Below are 22304 nucleotides of genomic sequence, written 5' to 3' on the forward strand. Positions count from 1 at the left end.
CCCGGCTGGCTTCCCGACCTCGACGGCGCGGCCGACCGCCGAAGGATACGAGGAGGCCGTCCGCGTCCTGGCCAGGATGCGTGCCGAGTCGGCGCTGCGCCTGGCTTCCGACCCGGCGCTGGCCGCCGGGCTGCGCCGGTCCACCGCCGATCTGCTGGCCGTGGCGGCACGGGCTGACGCGGCGATGACGGCCCTGCGCCCGGATCTCGCCGGCGCGCTCGACGACCCGGTCCGGGCGATGACCGGCCGCCTGGAGCTGCTGTCCGGCGAACCCGAGACCATCGTGCACGGCGACTTCCAGGCCAAGAACCTGCTGTCCACCCCCGGCGGCGGCATCGTCACCGTCGACTGGTCGGACGCCTACGTGCACCCGCACCTCGGCGACCTCTACCTCCTGCTGCGCGAGGGCCGGAAACAGGGCCGAGTCGAAAGCGTACGGATCGAAGCCCTGCCGGAGCTCTTCGCGCACGAAGCCGGCACCGACCCGCGGGTGGTGACCGACCAGCTCGTGACCGGCGGCCTGTGCTGGACCATGAACGCGCTGCGCTGGGTTGTGGAGATCGGCGTCCACGCCGTCCCGGTGTCCCGCGAATGGATCGACGAACTGGTCACCGATCTCCGGGGGCTGGCCGCCATTCGAGTGGCCGGGTCGTCACCCTTCGCCGGGCGGGCGCATGGTGCGGATCGCCGGGCTGAAGTGCATGGTGATGGTGAGCGCCGCCACCAGGGCGGCGAAGGTGAGGAACGTGGGCGCTTGCCCGGCGCGGTCGAAGAGAAATCCTCCGAGTAGCGGGCCCAGGGGAGCGGCGATGCCCGCGGTCAGCATCGCCGCGCTGATGACGCGCCCCTGCAGTTCGGGTGGCGTGATGTCGATCTGCACCGCGAAGAGCATGGCGTTGGCCGGGGTGGCGGTGAAGAACAAGACGGCGAGCAGGGCGCCGACGGCGTAGGTGTCGTGGGTATGGCCGAGCGCGGCGAGGGCGGCCGTGGTGGTCCAGCAGAAGATGGAGATCAATGCGGACGGCGGCAGTCGCCGTTGGATGGGAGCTGATGCCCAGGCGCCGAGGATTCCGTGGGCGCCTCAGCCCCACACTTCCCGGGCCGTCTCCACGATGAGGCCGAGCTTCGCGAACTGCTGGTCCTGGGTGAGCACGTTGCCCTCCACAGTGGATGAGAAGCCGCACTGCGGCGACAGGCTCAGCTGATCGAGGTCGACGTACTTCGCCGCCTCGTCGATGCGCCGCTTGAGCTGGTCCTTGTCCTCCAGGGCGCCGCGCTTGGTGGTGACCAGGCCGAGCACGACCCGCTTGCCGGGCGGCACGAACCGCAGCGGCGCGAAGCCGCCGGACCGTTCGTCGTCGAACTCCAGGAAGAACCCGTCGACGTTCAGCTGGGTGAACAGCGCCTCGGCGACGAAGTCGTAGCCGCCGGACGCGGCCCAGGACGACCGGAAGTTGCCCCGGCACATGTGCGTCGTGACGGTCATGCCCTCGGGCCGGCCGTCGATCGCCGCGTTGATCTGCTTGATGTAGCGCTCGTGCTGGTGCTCCGGGTCGCCGCCCTGCGCGGCGATCATCTCGCGCTGCTTGGGATCGTTGAGATAGGCCAGGCTGGTGTCGTCGAGCTGCAGGTAGGTGCAGCCGAGCGCGGCCAGCCGGCTGACCTCGTCCGCGTAGGCGGCGCTGAGGTCCCGCCAGAACCCGTCCAGGTCCGGGTAGACGTCCTCGTCGATCGCGGCCCGGCCGCCGCGGTAGTGCACCATGCTCGGCGAGGGGATGGTGAGCTTCGGCGTGGCCGTCGTGACCTGGGACTTCAGGTAGGTGAAGGCGTCGGCGAAGATGGTTTCCTCGAGCCGTACGGGCGAGTTGATGCGCAGCGCGGGCGGGTCGAACTCGATGGTCCCGTCCTCGTTGAAGAACTGCACGTGCATGCGCTCGTCGGCCTGGGTGACGCCGCCCAGCCGGTAGATGAAGTCCATGTGCCACGAGGCGCGGCGGAACTCCCCGTCCGTGGCCGACTCCAGGCCGATCTCCTCCTGCCGGCGGACGACCTCGGCGATCGCCGCGTCCTCGATGGCGTGCAGCTCATCGGCCGGCAGCTTTCCGGCCGCGAATTCCTCCCTGGCCCGCAGCAGGCTGGCGGGCCGAAGCAGGCTTCCGACGTGATCGGCGCGAAATGGCGGCATACGGTCACCCTGCCACCGCCGTCGCGACCGGACAACCCTTGATCGGTCGCGCGCCGGGCGGCCCGGGTGGTGGCATCGTGCCTACCCTGGGCGGATGCGGATCAGCTCGCTGCACACGTACCCGGTCAAGGGTTGTCACCGGCTCGACCACGACGCGGCGCGAGTGCAGCCGTGGGGTCTCGCCGGCGACCGCCGGTGGATGATCGTCGACCCCGACGGGGTCGGCATCACCCAGCGCCAGGCACCCGTCCTCACCGGGCTGCACGCCGTGCCCCGGCCCGGCGGTCTGCTGCTCAACGGCTTCGACGTCGCCGAGCCTCAGGACGGCCCGAAGGAAACGCTGCGGGTCTTCAGCTCCAAGCCGCCGCTGACGGCCCGGCTCGCCACGGCAGCCACGGAATTCGTGTCCGACTTCCTCGGCCGCCCGGCCCGGCTCGCCTGGCTCGCCGACACCTCGGTGCGGCCGATCGAGACCCACGCGCTGCCCGGCGACCGGGTCAGCTTCGCCGACGGCTTCCCGCTGGCGCTCGCCAACGCCGCCTCCCTCGACGCGGTCAACGACTGGCTGCTCGAAGCCGGCGACGAACCCGTGCCGATGACCCGGTTCCGGCCCAACGTCGTCATCACCGGCGCGCGGCCCTGGGCCGAGGACGACTGGCTCGGCGGGCGCCTGCGCCTCGGCGACGTGACCTTCCGGGTCGCCAAGGCCTGCAGCCGCTGCGTAGTGACCACTGTCGATCAGGAGACCGGCGAGGTCGGCCGGCAGCCGCTGCGCGCGCTCGGCCGGCACCGCCGCTACCCCGCCGGCCTGCTCTTCGCCATCGCCCTGATCCCGGAGACGGCGGCCGGGACGACCGCCGTCCTCCGGGTGGGTGAGTCTTCCTTAGCTCTGTCTTAGGAAAGTTGCCGCAGGTGCCGCGGCCGCGAAGGATGCGTCAGCGTGACCGCTCATCGCTTCTTCGCCCCCCGCTGGCTCGCGACGGGCGGCGCCGTCTTGCTCGCCGGTGTCCTCGGCATCGCCATGTTGCTGCAGAACGGCGGCTCCGCATGCGCGGCGCCACCGAGCAGCGACAAGCACAAGGGCAAGGCGACGTTCTACGACCTGGGCGGAACGCAGGGCAACTGCTCGATCAAACCCCCGGCCGACGACCTGTACGTGGCGCTGGGCAAGAGCGAATACTCCGGTGCCCGGGCCTGCGGCAGCTACCTCGACGTCACCGGCCCCAACGGCAAGGTCCGGGTCAAGGTCTTCGACTCCTGCCCCGAATGCGCGGTCGGTCACCTCGACCTGAGCCGCACGGCGTTCAAGAAGATCGGCAAGGAGATCGACGGCATCATCCCGATCACCTACCGGGCCGTCCCGAACGCGCCCACGCCGGGCCCGCTGAGCATCACCTTCGTCGCGGGCACCTCGCAGTACTACTGGGCGGTCACGATCGACAACAACGCCAACCCGATCAAGTCGGTGTCGGCCAAGGGCCCGGGCGGCAGCTTCCGCTCGGCGGCGCTCCAGGACTACAACGCCTGGATCATCGACGGGCAGATGGGCAACGGCCCGTTCCAGGTGAAGATGACCGACATCTACGGCAAGACCATCACGGCCAAGAACATCAAGCTCAGCCCGCAGAAGAAGCAGACCACATCGGTACGCTTCGCCATCGGCACGACAACGACGGTGGAAGAGGCGCCCGCCCCGGTCAAGAAGAAGGCCACGGCGTCCCCGAAGCCCAAGAAGGTGGCGTCGCCGTCACCGAGCGCGGTGTCATCGTCGGTCGCGGCCCCGCTCGAAGAATCGACGGTGACCGAGGCAGCGCCGGACGCTCAGGCGGAGGTGGCCCTCGCGGCGGCCGAGCCGGAGGTCAAAGCGGCCTCCTGCGGCTGAGGCAGCTCGAGCCACATGAACAACTCGTCGCGGTCGTCGCCGGGGGCGACCCGGAGCGCGCCCGGGACGCGGCCGACCTCGCGATAGCCGAGGCCGCGATAGAACCGGTCGAGCCCGTGCCCGTCCCGGACGGTGACCTGCAGCGCGGCCAGGCCGAGCCGGGCGGAGACCTCGGCGGCCCGCCGCATGATCGCGGCGCCGTACCCGCGCCCCTGGCTGCCGGGCACGACCATGACCCGCTTGAGGACTCGCCAATGCGCCTTGAGCGGAAAGCGGTTGTCGGCGATGAACAACAGGGCGACCAGCCGGCCCTCGTCGATCCCGATCAGCAGCCGGTCGACCCCGGCGGCCACCCCGGCCAGCGCGCTGTCGGCGACGGGCCGTACGTCATCCTCGGTCACGGGCGCGACGAAGCCGACAGCCCCGCCGGCATTGGTGACCTCCGTCCAGAGTGCGACGATGTCCGCCCGCAGCGCGTCGGTAAGCGGCGGATCGAGCACGAACGACACGGTCATCCCGCCATCGTGCCGAACCGCCCGACGCCGGCACCGGCGGGCGAGCGCCGAAGTGACTGACATCGCAGGGTCGGCCTTCGCGAAGTCACCAACGTGGGGCGCGGCCGACCGTGCCCGCCTGCTCGCCGAGAAGCTCCGCGTACGCGGCCGGGTCGACGGTGCCGTTGGGGCAGCGGTCGAGCAGCCCGGCGAGCCGGTCGGCGATCTCGTCGAGGTCTAGGTCGAGGCGCACGCACAGGTCCTGATGGGCGTCGACCAGCGGCTCGCCGATCTCTTCCGGATCCGTACGGCGGGCGTAGTAGGCGTCGATGAGGTTGCCGGCCAACTCGTCCCAGACCTCGATGGCCTTCTCGATCAGGTCGAGCATGCCGGGTGCGGCCGGCCGGGCGCGCAGGATCTCGACCTCGGCGACGAGGCGGTGACCGGCGTTCTCCACGTCGGCGATCTCCCACCTGGTGCCGGTCGTCGCGTTCGACGCGTCCCGGATGACGGCTTGGAATCCGGCCAGGGCGGACTCGTCCGCCGGATCGAGCATGCCCGCCTTGCCCAGCAGCGAGGTGGCGAACAGCCGGTCCCGGACCGCGTGCGCCACCACCAGGTCGGTCAGCTGTCGCGGGCCGAGGCGCTGCACGGCCCGCAGATAGTCGGCGCGCTCGGGCTCGACCGGGCCGGCCCCGTGCGGGTGACCGGCGGCGGAGAACCTGGCACCCGCGTCGAAGGCGGTCAGGGCCACGGCGACGGCATGCGCGCAGAACTCGTCCGCGGGCCGGCCTCCGCAGTCGCAGTCCCCGGTGAACGCCCGATCGATGACGCCCACCCAGGGCTGGAACCTGATCCCGCCGTCGGACACCACCGCCCGGGCGCCGCCGCCCACGGACTCCAGGTCACCGACCTGGCCGTCTCGCAGCAACCGCTCGGCGACCGCGGTCACCTCCGCCGGGATCGAGCTACGAAACGCCGAAACATCGATGAGGGCAGCCACGGGCGCCAACCCTACCGACGGACGAGGGCTCAGTGGGGTGCGACCGCTTCCCGGCCGTGCAGCGATGCCTGGTCGGCGGCGGCCCGGCCGGAGGCCCAGCCCTCCCGGTTGCTGATGGTCGTCGCATGATGCGTCAGGTCAGGAAACTGCTTCTCGAACACGTCGCGCACCTCGTCGTCCCGCGCCGCGAGCACGGGCAGCAGCTGGGCGGCGCCGGCCGACTCGGCCATCTCCCGACCCACCACATCGGTGGCTTCGTTGAGTCGCTCACCGATCCGGGACGCGTACGCCGTCAGGAACGACTGCCGGAACGAGCGGGTGGTGTTGCGCCCGTATGCGTCGGTGCTCGGCTTGGCCTGCGTCATCGCTCTCGTCGCCTGGACGAGCAGCGAGGTGAACAGCAGCTCGGTCGAGTCCAGATCCGTGGGGAAGCCGACGACGGTGGTGAAACCGAATCGCTTCATCCACACCGCCCGGCAGCTGTTGGCCTCCGCCACGACCTGCAACAGCAACGTCTTCGGCGCTTCGTACGGATTGTCGACGCTCACCCGGCGGGTAGCCGGCTGGTCGCGTTTGCCGGTCGTGGCGACGAGCAGGGCGTGGTCGATGCGGTGCCGGGCCATCAGCGCCTGGGCCTTCGCCGTGTAAGCGTCGGCCTCCTCCGGGAAGTCGGTGGACTCCGCCTTGGCCAGCAGCGCCCGGACCCGGTCGAGCATCCGCTGATCGAGGTCCGCGGGCAGGGTCGCCGCAGCGGGCCTGGCGTTGCCCGGCGTCGGGCCGATCAGCTCGATCGCGGGCAGCGTCGCGAGCAGATGCAGCAGCTCGATGACGGTCGCGATCACCCCGGTGCGGTCGAGGTCCTGCCGTTCGCCCCAGACGGTCACCAGGTGGTCGTCGTGCTCCCACCAGACCCGCGCGTCGAGGGCGGCCAACTGCGACTGCCACCGCTGATCGACGGTCGCCGTGGGATAGCCGCGCATCTGCGCCGCGATGGCATCGACCATGAGCCGGCCGTGCCGTGCCGTGTGCTCGCGGCGGGCCGCACGCACCAACTCGGCCGGCTGCCAACCGCGCCGCCAAGCGTGCTCGACCTCGCGGAGCAGGGTCGTCAGCAGCGCCCGGTTGACGACCTGCGCTCCGGCGGCACCGCCGGGGCCGGCGGTCAGCAGCGCGTGGCAGCGATCGAGCTCAGCCGTCTCTTCGCGGTGCCGGGCCTGGATGGCCTGGTGGATGATCTGCTCGGCGAGCTGACGCTGGGACGGAATATGGGGCGCGCCGAACAGGCCCAGCGGATCGTCGACCCCGGGCGTCGTCCCCGTGGCCCTGCGACGGTGGGCCGCATCCGCGGCCTTCCGCTTGGCCTTGTGCCGCTCACGGCTGTTCTTGCCCATTGCCCTCCGCCCGGCCCGATGACACGAGTGGACGACGCTATCAAGCCGGACCGACAGGCAGCCACGGCCGGACGATGACGGCACCGGTTCGGGGGACGGCATCCGATCCGGCCGATCAGCGGAGACTCTCCCGCCGGCGGCGAATCGTCAGCATCGCCGTCGTGACGATCGCCAGGACGGCGAGGACGCCGATCCCGGCCGGCCACCACCGCCACGGGGGCCCGTCCTGGGCCGGCCCGCCCCGCTTCGCCGCCGCCACCGGCGCGACCTGCGCCGGGGGCGGCTGGGCAGTTCTGGCCCGCACCTCGACGGTCACCTTGCTGGTGTGCGGCGCCGGCGCGCGGACCGTCACCCGCCAGCTTCCGGGGGCCAGGATCGGGCCGGTGGTATAGAAGCCCTGTCCCTCGCCGGCCGGATCGAGTCGCACTGGTCCGACCGTCCGCCCACCCTCGGCGGTGGCGGTGAGTACCAGCCGGACCAGCGTGTCCAGCCGGTGCCCGTCGGCGTGGCGGGCCTGCACGGTGATGCCGGTGGCGCCGTCGCCGGCCACCTCCAGCTTGAGTTTTCCGTTGTGCGCCCACGCCGGGCCGGTCGCCGGCAGGATCGCCAGCGACAGCCCGACCAGGACGGCGGCTGCTCCACGGGTACGACGCATCGGGCGGTCTCCTTCCTCGGCGGCGGACGGGCCGGTGCCGTCAGAGCGGGCGGTCCGGGGAGATCCGGGTGGGGCCCCCGGCGAGCCGGCCGGCGCCGGTGACCGGCTTGCCGGCGTTCGCCCGTACCCCGGCCTTGCTGGCGGTGCCGCCGAGCCGCTCGATCATCGCGTCGGCGTCCCGGACCAGGGTGTCCCGGACGTCGGTGTCGGTGACCAGGGCGGCGTCGTTGACGAGCTTCTTGAAGGCGGTCAGCTGCCGCACCGCCTGCTCGTCCTTGCCGGCCGCCTCCGCGGCCCGGACCGCATCCAGTTTGGTGGACAACTGCCGGTGCGCCCTGGTCGAGAGCCGCCCGGTCGCCTTGAACCGGTCCAGCAGGTTCTGCATGTCCCGGAACGAGGTGGTGACGAAGAACCTGGCCGTCGTCGAGGTGCTGTTGCCCGCCCGGTCGGTCGCGGTCACGGTCAGCTCGTGCAGGCCGAGCGGCAGCTCGTACAGCGCCTGGAGGGCACCGTTGGCGTACGGCCGCCCGTTCAGAGTGCCGGTCGTGGTCTCGATGCCGGAGGTCGGGTCGACCGCCTGCCACGAGGTCCGGATGTCCTGGCTGTCGCCGTAGAGCTGGCCGTTGGCCAACCCGGAGACCAGCAGGGTCGGCTTGGTGCCGTCGATCCGCACGATCCCCGACTTGAGCGTCTCGGCGTTGCCGGCCTTGTCCACCGCCCGGTAGAGCAGCTCGTGCTCCCCGTCCCCGGTCACGTCCACCGGCGCGGTGTACGGCGTCCAGGCGCCGCCGTCCAGCGACCATTCCAGCTTCTCGACCCCGGAACCGGCGTCCGTCGAGGTCAGCACCACCGGGACGGCGCCGTCGTGCCAGCCGTTGTCGTTCGCCGGGGCGAACCGCGCCGAGGTGACCGGAGCCGTACTGTCGATCTTGACAGTGGCCGACTTCGTCTCCTCCACGTTGCCGGCCGAGTCGGTCGAGCGGAACCGCACCTGGTGAGTGCCGTCGCCGCCGACCGGTAATGGGGCGGTGTAGGCGGTCCAGGCGGTGGCGTCGTCGAGCCGGTACTCGGTGCCCGCCACCCCGCTGCCGCCGGCCTCGTCGTCGGCGGTCAGGGTGACCGTGACGGGTCCGGTGTACCAGCCCTGGACCGGGGTTCCGGACACCTTGGCGCCGGTCACCGGCGCGGTGGTGTCGGTCTGCTCGGCGCCCATCCGGAAGTAGTCGAACGCCACGGTCTTCGAGGCGGTCTGGGCGGCGCCGAGGCTGTACAGCCCCACCTTCGGGGTGGCTCCGACGGCGGCGTTGGTCAGCGGCTCGAGCGTCGTCCACTCCGTGCCGTCGGCCGAGTAGGCGGCGGTGTAGGTGTTGCCGACCCGGGCCAGCCGCAGGTGCCACACCGCCGAGGTCAAACCGCCGGCCTGCGGTTGTGGATCCTGCACCGTCGCGCCGATCTCGCTGCGGAACTCGATCCGCCGGCTGACCGGCTGACCGGCGGCGTTGTCGACGACGAAGTCGAGCTTGACGTAGTTGTCGTCGTCGCCGTACACGAGCAGCCCGGCCTGCTGGTACTGCTCGTTCAGCAGGCTGCCGTCGACCTTCGTCCGCAGGGTCCAGTCGCCGGACGGCGCGGTCCGCAGGATGAAGTTCTTCGGCCCGGTGTTGTTTCCGGTGTAGATGTCGCCGTTGGGCACGTCGATGCGCAGGGCCCCGTCCGTGACCCGGTAGGTCGCCGGGTCCTCCCGGACAATCGCGTCCCACCGGCACTTGTCCAGCGCGTCACCGGTGAACTCGTCCGACGGGTCGACCGGTTCCGCCGGCGCGTCCGGCGTGAACTGGAACCAGTCGAACACCGCGTCCACCACTGGCGCGGAGGTGCCGCCGTTGAGCGCGAAGACCCCGACGCGCGGGCTCTCGATGCCGGCCATCGCGGCCGGCCGGCCGACCGGGGTGAAGGCCTGGCCGTCGGCCGAGACCGCCGCGGTCAGGTTCGTCCCATCGCTGGTCAGCCGTACGTACACCACCTCACCAGCGGGCGCGGCGGTGCTGTCGGCGCTCTCGTTGCGGGGGGCCCCGGCGGTCTCCCGGATGAACTCCACCGTGCGCGCGCCGTTGTAGATGAAGTCCAGCTTGGCGTAGTTGTCGTCGTCGCCGTAAACCAGCAGGCCGGCCTGCTGATAGCTCGCGGTGGCCGGCAGGGCGACCTTCGTGGTGGCCTGCCAGGCCCCGCTGGGCAGGGGTTGCAGGACCAGGTTGGTGGCGTCGTTGCGGGTGCCGTAGAGGTCGCCCGCGGCGGTGGGCAGCCGTAGCGTCCCGTCGGCGACCGAGGAGAGCTGGTTCTCCCGGATCACCGTCCAGCGGTCACGGTTCAGCGCGTCGCCGAGGAAGTCATCCGAGCGCGCCCCGAAACAGGAGGTGTTCGGCGCGTCCACCTTGATCGGAACGCGCGCGTACGCACTGGCTCCGCGGCTGTCGGTCACCGTCAGGGTGGCGGTGAAGGTGCCGGGCACCCGGTAGGTGTGACTGGCGTCCAGGGTCTTGGCCGTACCGCCGTCGCCGAAGTCCCAGGCGTACGTCAGCGGGGTGTCGCCCTCCGCGTCGGTGGCCGTGCCGTCGAACGCGACCATGACCGGCGCGGTGCCGGCGGCCGGGGTCGCGGCCGCGGTGACCTTGGGCGGCGCGTTCTCGGTGACTCCCCGGCCGAGGAAGTCCATCCAGTTCACGTTGAACAGCGACCCCGTCCCGGCGGCCGGGTCACGGGCGACGAAGTAGAGCGAACCCGCGTTGGTGCCGGTGACCGGCGCGGTGACGTCGGACCAGGTCTGCCAGCCGCCGGTGCCCGGCACGTCGACCGTGGCGACCAGCGGGCCGTCGGCCGCGTCGGCGCGGACCTCGATCCGCCCGCCGCCGGTCGCCGAGGCGACCCGGAAGCGGATCGACTCGATGCCGGTCAGGCTGGCCGGGTCCAGCGACCACCAGTCGCCGTCCTCGATGAAGCCGATGTTCTGGCCGCCGCCGGCCGGGTCGGTGGCGGTCTCCCGCCCCACGCCCGGGTCGCCGCCGCCGACACCGCCGGGCACCCGGCCGGTGCCGGTGTGGTGCTCGGCCTGCTTCCGCTTGGGCTGCAGCTGCTCGATCGCCCGCCCGGTGAGCGGGCCGGCACCGCCGGTGCCGCCCTCGTCGGTGTAGGTCGCCTCGAAGACGGCGAAGACATTCGCCTCCGCGCCGTGCCCGGAGGCGAGTGCGGTCTGCACGGTGCCGGTGCAGCCGGTGTGCTGCTCCAGCGGGTGGGCGTGCTCGTCGTGGCCGAGCAGCACCTGCAACCGCACCCGGTCGCAGTCGATCTCGTCGTCCTCCGGATCGGTCACCGTGATCGTGTATCGAACCTGGTCGCCCCAGTCGAAGAAGCCGCCGTCCGGCGGGAACTCGATGGCCACCGTCGGGGCCGTGTTGCCGACCGTCACCGGTACGTTCGCCACCGCGCTGCGCCCGTTCGGATTGGTGACCGTGAGCTGCGCGGTGTAGTCGCCCGCCGTGGCGTAGGTGTGCGTGGGGTTGGCCTCGGTCGATGTCGCGCCGTCACCGAACTTCCAGGCGTAGGTCAGCGCGCCGCCGTCCGGATCGCGGGATCCCGCACTGGAGAACCGTACGGTCAGCGGCACCGGCCCGGAGGCCGGTGTGGCGCCGGCCGCCGCGATCGGGGCCCGGTGACCGGCGATGTAGTCGATCCGGTAGACCCCGGAGTCGTCGTTGTTGCCGCCGAAACCGCTGCCCCATTCGATCAGGTAGAGCGCGCCGTCCGGGCCGAACTCGAACTCCATCGGACGGATGAAGCTCATCCCCGCCAGCGACCGGTTGATGTCGACCAGGGACCGCCCGTCGGCGGTGACCTGCATCGTGTACATCTTCGACTGGTTCCACTCGCCGAACATCGCCTTGCCGTCGTAGTAGGCCGGCCACTTGCGATCGGAGTTCAGCTCGGCGTCGTAGCGATAGACCGGGCCGCCCATCGGGGCGCCGCCGCCGCCGATCTCCGGGAAGAGCGGGTTGCCGCTGTAGTCGTAGTCGACGGTGGCGGCGATGGCCGGCGGCAGCGCGGTAAGACCGGTGTTGTTGGGCGAATTGTTCACCGGTGCCGCGCAGTCGAACTTCGCCCCGCTCGGGCCGGACGGGAACTGGTAATCGTTGTACGCGTAGTTCGCGCCGATGCAGTACGGCCAGCCGTAGTTGCCGGGGGCGGCGACGATGTTCCATTCCACCGTGCCCTCGGGACCCCGGTTGGGGTTGGCCGAGCCGGCGTCCGGCCCGTAGTCGGCGACGTAGAGGGTGCTGGTGGCCGGGTCGATGCCGATGCGGAACGGGTTGCGGAAACCCATCGCGTAGATCTCCGGGCGGGTCTGCGCGGTGCCCGCCGGGAAGAGGTTCCCCGCCGGGACGGTGTACGACCCGTCGTCTTCCGGGTGGATCCGCAGCACCTTGCCGCGCAGGTCGTTGGTGTTGCCGGAGGTGCGCTGGGAGTCGTAGTCCGACCGGCCGGGCCGCTCGTCGATCGGGGTGAACGCGTCCGACTCGAACGGGTTGGTGTTGTCCCCGGTGGCGAGGTAGAGGTTGCCCGCGCTGTCGAAGGTCATGCTGCCGCCGGCGTGGCAGCAGGTGTTGCGCTGGGTGTTGACCTGAAGGACGACCTTCTCGCTGGCCGGATCGATGGTGTCGCCGGTGACGGTGAACCGGGACAGCAGGTTGCGGGCCACTCCGTCGTTGCGGGCGTAGTAGAGATAGACCCAGCCGTTGTCGGCGAAGTCCGGGTCGAGCCGGACGCCGATCAGGCCGTCCTCGTTGCCGGTGAAGACATCCAGGTCGACCGCGGTGACCGTGCCGCCGGTGTCGGGCTTGACGATCCGCACCCGGCCGTCGCGCTCGACGTAGAACACCCGGCCGTCCCGGGCGATGTCCAGCTCCATCGGGTTGCTGGTGTTGCCGTCCAGGGTGACCTTCTCGAAGCTGTCGGTCAGCGCGGCGCCGCAGTCGGCGTCCAGCACGCCGGCGGCGGTCTGGATGCCGCCGAGCAGGTGGGCGAGGAAGCCCGGCTCCGCGTACGACTCCGCGGTGTGACCGCCGCCGGTGTACCAGGCTCGTCCGCCGTCGTAGTCCTGGCACCACGCGGTGGGGTGGTCGTGGCCCATCGCGCCGGCACCCGCCGTGTAGCTGGTCTCGTCCAGGCTGGCCAGCACGTGCACGGCGGCGCGCGGGTTGGACTGGAAGTTGTACCACTCGTCGAAGCGCGACCAGCGCTCCGGCAACTCGGCCGTGGACGGGTGGGCCGGGTCCTCCACCTTCACCGTGGCCTGCTGGTTGGCGGGGTGGCTGGCGAAGTACGCGCCGACCAGCTTGCCGTACCAGGACCAGCTGTACTCGGTGTCGGAGGCGGCGTGGACGCCGACGTAGCCGCCGCCGGCCTGGATGTAGCGCTCGAAGGCCGCCTGCTGGCTGGGGTCGAGGACGTCTCCGGTGGTGGAGAGCCAGATCACCGCGCGGTATTTGGCGAGGTTGGCGTCGGTGAAGGCGGCGCCGTCCTCCGTGGCGTCGACGGTGAAGCCGTTGTCGGCTCCGAGCCGCTGGATGGCGGCGATCCCGGCGGGGATGGAGTCGTGCCGGAAACCGGCGGTCCTGGAGAAGACCAGCACGGAGTACGGCTCCACGTCGGCAGCGGCCTGGGCTCCCGCCGGCCGCGGGCCGATGGGGGCCGCCTGGGCGACCGGCGCGCTGGTCAGCACGGTCGACAGGAGGACGAACGAGAGCAGGGCAGCGGTGCGCAGGCTGGGCCTGGGAGCGCGCCGGCGTGGACGGAACACGTGTTCTCCTTGTCCTGGGTGGACAGTGGTTCACGGGCCGGTCCGCCTCGCCGGCGGGCCACGCCATTGACACATCGAAATTTGTTGATTCCCTTTACAAATTAGGGCCACCGGCTTCGTGTCCGGCAAGAGTTGAGCGTGTAACAGTTTCATAACCGACAGTGAAGCCGGTGTTGCGGGGTCGATCATCCTGACCGCGGCCCCGGCGATCGGAAGGCGGCCGCCGGGCGCCCCTCGGCATTCGGTGTGGTCGCGGTCCGGAGGTCGCCGGTCGCGGCCCTCGGGCGTGGGGCGGGCACCTTACACATGGCTGACTGTGCAGTCCATAGTTCGGAAAACTTCCACCCACATGACGCTCACGGGCTGCTCATTCGTCAACGTGACCCTCCGCCATTGTTGGATTGCGGGCAGTGTTCCGCGCGTCGTAAGGTCGCCGCCAGGCCGACCGGGCTACCAGAGCTGGACGTGCGGGAGCGGGCTCAAGCGGAAGCATTGTCCACAGTGGTACACATCACTGTGCGTAGTGGTACGCGGTAGTGGCGCTCACCGTCCAGCACGAAGTGTGAAGAGGGTTGCGGATGACGCTATCTGCTGCGAACCGTCGAGGACTGCTGGGCGCCGGCGGGTTCGCGGTGCGATCGCTGCTATCGGTGGCCCTGCTGGTGCCGCTTTCCTTCCTCTCCGTGCTGCTGTGGGAGCACACCTCCGGGGAAGGCAATACCGCCGATCTGCAGCGCAAGGGCACGGAATACTTCAGCGCGCTCATCCCGCTGGAAGTCGCGCTCCTTGACGCACAGGCCGCCGCGGTCGCCGGTCAGCCGGTGCCGCTGGACAACCTCGATCGGGCGGTGGAGGCGGTTGCTGCGGTCGACGCCCGGCTGGGCGACGACCTGAGCAGCCGCCAGCGCTGGGGCGAGGTCCGCGCGAAGATCGAGGCACTGCCGAACGGTCGCTCGCCGGGCGTCGATACGGTCTTCACCGCGTACACGGAGACCACCGACTTGCTGTTCGCGCTCTTCGACAAGGTCCGCAACAGTTCGAAAGTGATCCTGGACCCGGAAACCGACACCTACTTCCTGCACGACGGTGTCACTCAGGAACTGCCGTCGGCTATCGCCGCGGCCGGCGAGTTGGCCGATCTCACGGTTGTCATGGCGGGCAAGAGCGCCACGCAGCGCAGCGCCCTGGTGCCCGACCTGCTCGCCCGGCGGGTGGCGCTGGAGGGCGCCACCGGGGACCTCGTTGACGACATCCGGTTCTCCGTTGACAGCACCGAGAGCGCGACGCTGGGGGGCAACCTGCTCGGCCGGCTCGACCGCCTCCGCAGGGTCGTGGACTCGATCCTCCCGGCGACCTCGGCACTGTCCAATTCGTCTGCCACCGCGGATCCGGCGTTGATGGCGAAGAACCGGACGGAGGCCCAGGCCGCCGCCGCGGACCTGTCGCAGGCGATGCTCCGGGAGCTCGATCTCCTTATCGAGCAGCGACAATCGACGCTGCGGGCGGAGCTCCTGGTGGGCGTCGGATCGGTGCTCGCGATCGTTGCCCTTTTGGCTGGCGGCGTCGTCCTGGACGCGATCTCGCGACGCCGGGCCGCGCCCCCGAAGCCGCCCGCCGAGGGCACCGGCGCGCACTCACGGCCCGGCACGCTCGCCCGGCCAGCCGCCGGCGTGGACGCCCGGTTGGCGCCGCTGGCCCAGCCGCCCCCGGTGACCGTGCCGGTACACCCGCCGGTGGGCGGATCAGCGGACGCCGAGCCCGACCCGTGGGAGCGCTACGTTGCTAATCGATAGGCTCCGGATCCGTTGGAAACTGGCCGTGCTGGTCGGCATCCCGTTGGTGGTGATGGTCCTGCTCGCCGGGCCGATCGTGGCCGAGCGCATGAAGCAGGCCGACCGTGCCGAGGCGACCGCCGAGTCGGTGCGGATCGCGAGCCAGATCGGTCTGCTCACCCAGGACCTGCAGCAGGAACGGCTGCTGGCGGTCGGCCACCTGGCGAACGCGGTCGAGCGCAACCGCCTGGTTCTGCAGTTCTCGGCGGTCAACGACCGGGCCGTCGACGTCCAGAACGACCTGGGCGCCGACCTGCCGGCCGAGGTGGCGGAGGCGATCAGGGGAGTCCAGGCCGTAGTGGACGTGCGCGCGGCGGTGCTCGCCCGCGCCATTCCGGCGGATCAGGTCATCGTCGGATACGCCACGGTGATTCGAAGCCTGCTCGCCTCGCTGAATCTGGTCGACGTCGTGGACTCGGCCACCGGGGAAGGCCGTCAGGTGGTGGCGCTGGACGCGCTGCTCCGCGCGAACGAGGCGAGCGACGCTGCTGCGGCGTACCTCGTGGTCCTCGCGGCGACCAGGACCCAGGCGGCCGTGACCGGTTTCATCACGGAGCAGGCTGTCCTCGGCAGTGAGACCGCCCGGTTCATCCCGCTGGCCACACCGACCCAGATCTCGCTTCAGCAGATGGTCTCCGATGCCTTCACGGTCCGGTTCGGATCCGCCGTCCCCCGCTGGCCAACGCAGACGGTCGATGCCATTCCGATGGACCGGCTGTTTCCGTCGATGGAGTCGTTCGTCGCGCTGGACCGCGTCGCCGAGCAACGGATCGTGGCCGACGTGACGGCCGCGGTCACCGAACGAAGGAACGCGGCCCTGCTCGGCGTGTACGGCGTCAGCAGCGGCGTGTTCGCCATCCTCCTCCTCGTGGTGGCGCTGGTCATCGTGGTGGCGCGAGCCGTCGACCGCCCGCTGACCCGGCTCACCACCTCGGCCGCCCGGGTGGCCGGCGTCGCCGAGGCGGAACTGGTGCGGGTGGCCGACGACGAGACCGAATCCGTCGTGCGGATCCATCTCGATCAGCTCGATGTGCACGCGAGGGACGAGATCGGTGACTTGGCGCGGGCGTTCGAGCGCGTGCAGGGCACCGCCGCGCTGCTGGTCGAACGGCAGGCGGTCAGCCGGCACAACGTGGCCGAGATGTTCTGGCACATCGGCCGCCGAACCCAGACGCTGGTGAGCCGCCAGGTGGCACTCATCGACGAGCTTGAGCACGATGAGACCGATCCGGGCCGCCTGCAGCAGCTGTACCGCCTGGACCACCTGTCCAACCGGCTGCTGCGCAACGCCAGCAGCCTGGTGGTGCTGTCCGGGGCCCACGGGGCGGACGCGCACGTGGAGCCGCTTCCGCTGGAGGACGCGGTACGGCTCGCGCTGGCCAAGATCGAGGATTACACCCGGGTGGACACCACGATCCCGTCCGACATCGAGCTCACCCCGGCGATCATCCCCGACCTGGTCCTGGTGCTGGCCGAGCTGATGGAGAACGCGACCAATCTCTCGCCCCCGCACACGCGCGTCTCGGTCGCGGCGACCGCGTCCCCCGCCGGGGCCCGGATCACGATCGTCGACCACGGAATCGGTCTGTCCGAGGAGCGGCTGGCCGAGGAGAACGCCCGCATCCAGCGGCGCGAGCGGCTGGATCTCGCGCCGACCCGGGTGCTGGGGCTGTTCGTGGTGGGCCGGCTGGCCCGGCGGCACGGCCTGGGTATCAAGCTGTCCGCTACCGACGGTGGCGGCGTCACGGCCACCGTGGACGTTCCGCAGCAACTGGTCACCCGGGTGACCGTGCAGACGAGTGCTCGGCCGGCGGACGGAGACGTGCTGCAGCGGCTGCGCGCCGTGATGGACGGCGGGTCCTGGAACGGGTTCGCCGTCAGCCATCAGCCGGCCATCGCCGCGGCAGCACCGGTGGCCGCCGCCCTGCCGGCGGCACCGAAGGCGGTCGCCACAGCGCGGGCGGGCTCGGCGGTCGCCGCCCCGCGCAGCGTGTCCGGGCTGCGGCAGCGGGTGCCCGGTGCGCAGGTGATCCAGGGAAGTCCACGACCACAGCAGCCCCCGAGGTCCGAGGAACCGGTCAGGCAGGCCCCGCCGGACCGCCCGGTTGCCGCGGCTGCGCTCAAGCGCCGGGTGCCCGGCGCGACGCTCGAGGGCGACTCGCTGCCGCTCCAGCGACCGCCGGACGAGACCGCCGCGCCGGCCAGCCCCGACGAGGTGCGGCAACTGGTCGAGCAGTTCCAGCTTGGTGTCACCCGTGCGCGGACCGACGCCGGTCCGGTTCATCAGAGCAGGGAGCGTACAGAGCAATGACGATCATTCGCGTGTCCGACAACGGCGCGGATCGGGGTAGCTACGAGTATCCCCAGCTGAGCCCGGAGGCGAAGACCTTCAACTGGTTGCTGGATTCGTTCACCGGCAACACCGTGGGGGTCATGGAGGCGGTCGCGGTGTCCTCCGACGGCCTGCCGATCGCCATGTCGGCGATCAAGGACCGGACCAACGCCGACCGGCTGGCGGCGGTGGTGTCCGGCATGAGCAGCCTGGCCGGCGGCGCCGCGCACTGGTACTCGCTCGGCGACCTCAACCGGGTGATCGTCGACCTGACCCGCGGCTACCTGCTGGTCACGTCGATCAGCGTCGGGTCGCTGCTCGGCGTGGTCGCCAAGCGCTCCGCCGACCTCGGGACGGTGGCGTACGAGATGACGATGTTCGTGGACCGGGCCGGTGCCGCGCTGACGCCACAACTCGTCGCCGAGTTGAAGAACTCCGTACAGCAGTGAGCTCCCCGCCAGCCCGCGAGGGGCCGGCGGGCGATGCGGACAGGAGACTCCCTCCGTACCTGCGGGCTCAGATGCCGGCACCACCAGCGAAACCACCGGATCAGGCCGCGAGGACATCCGACGACGCCCACGGTGTCCGCCCGTTCGTGCTCACCGCCGGCCGGGTGTCCGGCGACGCCGCCGACATCGGCCTGGAGACGCAGGTCACGGTGCGGCCCGCCGGCCCCAACGGGCCGCGCGCCCCGGTCGCGAGCCTCGCCTCCGAGCTGCGGGCGATCGTGGCCCTGTGCGACAAGCCGGTTTCGGTCGCCGAGATCTCCGCCCGGTCGCGCCTGCACCTGGGGGTGACCAAGATCCTCGTCGGTGACCTCTGGGCCGCCGGCTACCTCGACGTCCACGCCGATGATCTGTCCGAGTTCCCTTCCCCCGAGACGATCCTGCGAGTGATGCATGGGCTACGCACCATCTCCTGACCGGAGCGCACCCCCGGTTCCGGTGAAGATCGTGATCGCTGGTGGTTTCGGCGTCGGGAAGACCACGACCGTCGGGGCCATCTCGGAGATCGCTCCGCTGACCACGGAGGCTGAGATGACGACCGCGTCGGTCGGGGTGGACGATCTGGGGGCCCGGACCGACAAGACCACGACCACGGTGGCCATGGACTTCGGGTGCGTCACCTTCGACGCGAGCCTCAAGCTGTACCTGTTCGGCACGCCGGGACAGAACCGGTTCGGATTCATGTGGGACGACCTCCTGCGCGGTGCGCTCGGTGCCCTGGTGGTGGTGGACAGCGGCCGGATCGACGACTGCTACCCGGCGGTGGACTACTTCGAGAACGCCGACGTTCCCTTCGTGATCGCGGTGAACGCCTTCGGCGGTGTGCTCACGCACCAGATCGACGAGGTGCGCTGGGCGCTGGCGGTGAAGGACTCCGTACCGGTGGTCGCCTTCGACGCGCGTAGCCGGGTGTCGGTCCGTGACACGCTCCTGATCGTCCTCGACAAGGCCCTCGAACGGGCGATGCGGACCCGGCGCTCCTGAACCGCGTTCTCAACCGGCCGTCTCCAAGCGGCGGGCGAGCTCGGCGAGGTAGGGCAGGTACAGGCGGGCGCCAGCCGAGGAGGCGGCCTCGACGGCGGTGGCGAGCAGGGCCGGCGCGGTCGGGTCGTGCCGGGCCACGGACAGCGCCGCGGCCGCCCAGCGTGCCTCATGCCGGCCGAGCGCCGGGCCGGTCGCGACCGCACGGGCGATCAGCTGGTCGGCCTCGGCGAGACGGTTGAGGTCGACACAGGTGAGAGCTGCGCGGGCCGCCGCCCAGCAGCCGAACAGGTCGAGGTTGGCGGAGAGATCCAAAGACCGGTGGTACGCGTCGAGCGCGGCCGGCAGGTCACCCAGGTTCTGGTAGGCGATGCCGATTGCCCGCCACGCCGTCGCTGTCCAGCCACGGTGGTGCAGGCGCTGCGCGATGGCCAGCGCGGCTCGGCCGTCGGCGAGCGCCTCGTCGGGACGGCCGAGCGCGGAGAGCGCCTCGGAGCGGTGCCACAGCGCATACGTTTGGCCGTCGGGGTGGCCGAGAGTGCGGGCCACGTCGAGGGCACGCTCGGTGTCGGCCAGCCCCTGGGCGGCCCGGTCGAGCAGAACGCGGCCGTGCCCACAGGTCGAGCGTGGGGTGACCGCGCGCATCAGGTCGCCCGAGCTCTCGAAGAGGTGGGCGGCGCGATCGAGTTCGTCCACGCCCTCCGCGATGCTGCCGTGCAGGAATGCGGCCATCGCCCGGGCATCGAGGATGCGGGCGGCGCCGCGCGAGTCGCCGGTACGGGTGTAGATCGCCAGCGCCGCCGCGGCCCGGGCGGCGGACCGCTCCGGCTGGTCGAGGTTCATGTCGATGACCGAGGCGACCTCGAGCACGGATGCTCGGGCCCGGTCGTCGCCGCCGGCTTCGATGAGGGCGAGCTCGGCGATCTCGGCCGCGCGCCGCATGTCGTCGGCGCCGGAGTCAAGCGCGGCGAGCTGGGCCAACAGGCCCGCGCGGGCCGAGCCGCCCGGATAGCCGGCAAGCGCCGCCCGGAGGTCGTCACGGGCGGCGGCGATGTCGCCGCGCCGCCGGCGCGCCTGTGCCCGGGCGGCCAGCAGCCGCGCCCGGACCGGTCCCTCGGCGCCGCCGGTGGCGAGGCCGGCGTCGGCGAGTTGGTCGGCCTCGGCGTCGGCCACCTGGTCGAGCGCGTTCGCGGCGGCGCGGGCGTATGCCTCGGCCGCCCTGGCGACATCGCCGGCGCCGAGCCAGTGCCGCGCCTGCTCGGGGGCGTCGCCCTGTTCCACGTCGAGGACGCCGGCCAGCCGAGTGTGCAGCCGGGCCCGGGTCACGTCGGTGAGACCACCGACCACCACCTCGGCGACCATGTCGTGGGCGGTCCGCCAGCCGTGGTCGCCGAGGCGGACCAGGCCGGCCGCGGTCAGCTCCTCCAGCGGGCCGAGCAGCTCCGTGAGCGACAGCTCAGCGGCGGCCGCCAGCGTCGGGGCCGGCACCTCGCGGCCCAGGAGCGCCAGCAGCCCCAGCACGGTCGCGGCCGGACCGGCGTGGGCGGCTGCCCGGTCCCCGATCGCTCTGCGCTGCCCGGCTCGGCCGGCTTGCCGGGCTCGCCCGGCGGCCTCCGGCGATGCGGCGCGCCAGCGGCCACCGGCGTCGGCCGCTTCGAGCAGGCCCTCGGCGTGCAGCAAACGGAGCACCTCGGCCACCGCCATCGGCGTCCGGTCGGTCTCGGCGGCGATCGCCGCGACGAGGTCGCCGTCGTCGACCAGGTCGGCCAGGGCGAATTCGAGGAGCCCGCCCAGCTCGATCACCGGCGGACCCGGCAACCGGCGTACCAGCTCCGCCGGGCCGGCGGGCAGCTCGTCCGGCCGGTATGCGACTACCAGCCGGGGCCGGTCGGCGCTGCCGGCGACACTGCCGAGCAGCTGGACGCTGCTGGGGTCGGCCCACTGGAGGTCGTCCACCAGCAGCGCCCGGTCGGGGTGGTCGGTGAGCAGCCGCCGCGCCGCCTCGCGGACCAGGGCGTTGCGTGTCTCCGGGTCGAATCCGGCCGGTAGCGGGTCGAGCTCGGGCAGCAGCTCGGCCAGTGCCGCGCGGAGCCTGCTCGGCAGCGAACCGAGAGCCGACCCGTCCGCAGCGATGAGCTTGCGCAGTAACGTCCGTGCCAGCGACCACGGTTCGTCCCGGTCCGCCCAGGACGCGGCCACATCGACCGCCGGCACGCTGGCCGCGATCTCCTCCATCAGCCGTGACTTGCCGGTGCCGGACCGGCCGGCGATCCGCACGATGCCGCCCGACAGACCGGCGACGACCTGACGGATCACGGCGTCGCGCCCGACGAAGGGCAGCAGCCCGAACCCGGCGCGCGGCTCGCCGGGTCCGCGGCCGCCGTCCGCGCCGGATCGCAGCAGGAGGCGATGGAGCTCCACCGCACCCGGCGAGGGGTCGAGGCCGAGCTCGGCTGCGAGGCTGCGCCGGTACCGGTCGAAGCAGGCCAGCGCGGCGACCCGGTCGCCGGCCGCGGCCAGCGCCCGCACCAGAGCCAGCGCGGCGGTCTCCCGCAACGGCTCGGCCGTGGCTGCCGCCGTCGCGTATTCCACCGCCAGCGCCGGCGCACCGAGCCCGACGGCGAGCGCTGCGGCCCGTTCCCAGGCGATCTGGCGGGCCTGCAGCACCCGGGTCCGGTAGGGCTGGGACCAGTCCGCGTACATGTCCTCGGGCAAGGGCTCGGCGACCGGCCCGAGGGCCTCGCGGTAGGCCGCCAGCGCCGCCGGCCCGGCAAGCTCGCCGGCCCGTTCCACGGCCGAGAGAAAGACCTCGGTGTCGACGCTGCAGTCCGGCGGACCGGTCAGGGCGTAGCCGTGAGGACCGGTGTGGATCAGCTCCGGCCGGCCGACCGCCCGCCGGGCCCGGTTGATCAGAACCTGCAGGTTGGCGGCCGGGCTGGCCGGCGGTCGCTGCGGCCACAGCGCCTCGATGAGCAGGTCGTTGGCCACGAACTGGCCCTGCCGGCTGGCGAGGACACGCAGCAGCGTGCGCACCTTGCGGCCCTGGTACGCCGCCTCCTCCAGCTCCCGGCCGTCCCGCACGACGGCGAAGCGGCCCATCAGACGCACCTGTACGGGCGCCGGCCGAGGTGCTGGCGCGTCCGCTAGATTCCCGCCAGTTGTCTGCAAGCACGTACTCCTAGCGTCGGGTCG

The 22304-nt window shown here is 71.7% G+C and carries 15 protein-coding genes and 1 pseudogene; 8 read left to right on the plus strand and 8 right to left on the minus strand.

Features of this window, described 5'->3' with window-relative positions; translation table 11 throughout:
- Positions 1-37: 37 nt before the first annotated feature.
- Positions 38-403 (plus strand): annotated as a pseudogene (locus tag DMB66_RS65755) (phosphotransferase); the annotation flags it as partial.
- A 249-nt stretch (positions 404-652) separates the two neighbouring features.
- On the opposite strand, the gene DMB66_RS65760 reads toward DMB66_RS65755, so the two are convergent.
- A complete protein-coding gene (locus tag DMB66_RS65760; protein WP_370318333.1) occupies positions 653-1015 on the minus strand; it encodes an MFS transporter in 363 nt (120 codons plus the stop codon).
- A 66-nt stretch (positions 1016-1081) separates the two neighbouring features.
- Positions 1082-2185 (minus strand): 5-methyltetrahydropteroyltriglutamate--homocysteine S-methyltransferase, encoded by a 1104-nt coding sequence (locus tag DMB66_RS04695; protein ID WP_125802758.1) that lies wholly within the window; start codon positions 2183-2185, stop codon positions 1082-1084.
- A gap of 94 nt (positions 2186-2279) precedes the next feature.
- On the opposite strand from DMB66_RS04695, the gene DMB66_RS04700 reads away from it, so the two are divergent.
- Both DMB66_RS04700 and DMB66_RS04705 read left to right on the plus strand, forming a co-directional pair.
- The gene (locus DMB66_RS04700) at positions 2280-3083 is read left to right on the plus strand and encodes an MOSC domain-containing protein (protein ID WP_125802759.1); all 804 of its coding nucleotides are present in this window, start codon (positions 2280-2282) and stop codon (positions 3081-3083) included.
- Between the two features lie 42 nt (positions 3084-3125).
- Positions 3126-4067, plus strand: coding sequence for an expansin EXLX1 family cellulose-binding protein (locus DMB66_RS04705; RefSeq protein ID WP_233624305.1), 942 nt, complete (start codon positions 3126-3128; stop codon positions 4065-4067).
- Here DMB66_RS04705 and DMB66_RS04710 read toward each other — a convergent pair.
- From DMB66_RS04710 to DMB66_RS04730, 5 genes are all read right to left on the minus strand, one after another.
- Positions 4007-4582 (minus strand): GNAT family N-acetyltransferase, encoded by a 576-nt coding sequence (locus tag DMB66_RS04710; protein ID WP_125802760.1) that lies wholly within the window; start codon positions 4580-4582, stop codon positions 4007-4009. The two genes, DMB66_RS04705 and DMB66_RS04710, sit on opposite strands and share 61 nt — an antisense overlap.
- An 85-nt stretch (positions 4583-4667) precedes the next feature.
- The gene (locus tag DMB66_RS63490; protein ID WP_233624306.1) at positions 4668-5564 is read right to left on the minus strand and encodes a hypothetical protein; all 897 of its coding nucleotides are present in this window, start codon (positions 5562-5564) and stop codon (positions 4668-4670) included.
- A gap of 29 nt (positions 5565-5593) precedes the next feature.
- Positions 5594-6829: a DUF2786 domain-containing protein gene (locus tag DMB66_RS04720; RefSeq protein ID WP_370318334.1), complete on the minus strand. Its 1236-nt coding sequence runs from the start codon at positions 6827-6829 to the stop codon at positions 5594-5596.
- A 241-nt stretch (positions 6830-7070) separates the two neighbouring features.
- The gene (locus tag DMB66_RS04725) at positions 7071-7610 is read right to left on the minus strand and encodes a hypothetical protein (RefSeq protein WP_125802762.1); all 540 of its coding nucleotides are present in this window, start codon (positions 7608-7610) and stop codon (positions 7071-7073) included.
- A 40-nt stretch (positions 7611-7650) separates the two neighbouring features.
- Positions 7651-13461 carry a ThuA domain-containing protein gene (locus DMB66_RS04730; protein ID WP_125802763.1) on the minus strand — a complete coding sequence of 1937 codons (5811 nt, stop codon included), beginning with the start codon at positions 13459-13461 and terminating at the stop codon, positions 7651-7653.
- A gap of 578 nt (positions 13462-14039) precedes the next feature.
- Between DMB66_RS04730 and DMB66_RS04735 the strand changes: the two genes are divergently transcribed.
- The 5 genes from DMB66_RS04735 (at position 14040) to DMB66_RS04755 (ending at position 19115) form a co-directional block, all read left to right on the plus strand.
- Positions 14040-15254 carry a hypothetical protein gene (locus DMB66_RS04735; protein ID WP_125802764.1) on the plus strand — a complete coding sequence of 405 codons (1215 nt, stop codon included), beginning with the start codon at positions 14040-14042 and terminating at the stop codon, positions 15252-15254.
- A complete protein-coding gene (locus DMB66_RS04740) occupies positions 15241-17604 on the plus strand; it encodes a nitrate- and nitrite sensing domain-containing protein (RefSeq protein ID WP_125802765.1) in 2364 nt (787 codons plus the stop codon). Before DMB66_RS04735 ends, DMB66_RS04740 begins: the two co-directional genes overlap by 14 nt.
- Complete coding sequence (locus DMB66_RS04745; RefSeq protein ID WP_125802766.1) at positions 17601-18074, plus strand: roadblock/LC7 domain-containing protein; 474 nt, start codon at positions 17601-17603, stop codon at positions 18072-18074. Before DMB66_RS04740 ends, DMB66_RS04745 begins: the two co-directional genes overlap by 4 nt.
- A 146-nt stretch (positions 18075-18220) precedes the next feature.
- On the plus strand, positions 18221-18547 hold the full coding sequence (locus tag DMB66_RS04750) for a DUF742 domain-containing protein (RefSeq protein WP_233624307.1): 327 nt from the start codon (positions 18221-18223) through the stop codon (positions 18545-18547).
- Positions 18525-19115 carry an ATP/GTP-binding protein gene (locus DMB66_RS04755; protein WP_125802768.1) on the plus strand — a complete coding sequence of 197 codons (591 nt, stop codon included), beginning with the start codon at positions 18525-18527 and terminating at the stop codon, positions 19113-19115. Before DMB66_RS04750 ends, DMB66_RS04755 begins: the two co-directional genes overlap by 23 nt.
- A gap of 9 nt (positions 19116-19124) precedes the next feature.
- Here DMB66_RS04755 and DMB66_RS04760 read toward each other — a convergent pair whose 3' ends face one another.
- On the minus strand, positions 19125-22211 hold the full coding sequence (locus DMB66_RS04760) for an AAA family ATPase (protein ID WP_125802769.1): 3087 nt from the start codon (positions 22209-22211) through the stop codon (positions 19125-19127).
- Between the last annotated feature and the right edge of the window lie 93 nt (positions 22212-22304).

The sequence above is a fragment of the Actinoplanes sp. ATCC 53533 genome (assembly GCF_003947245.1).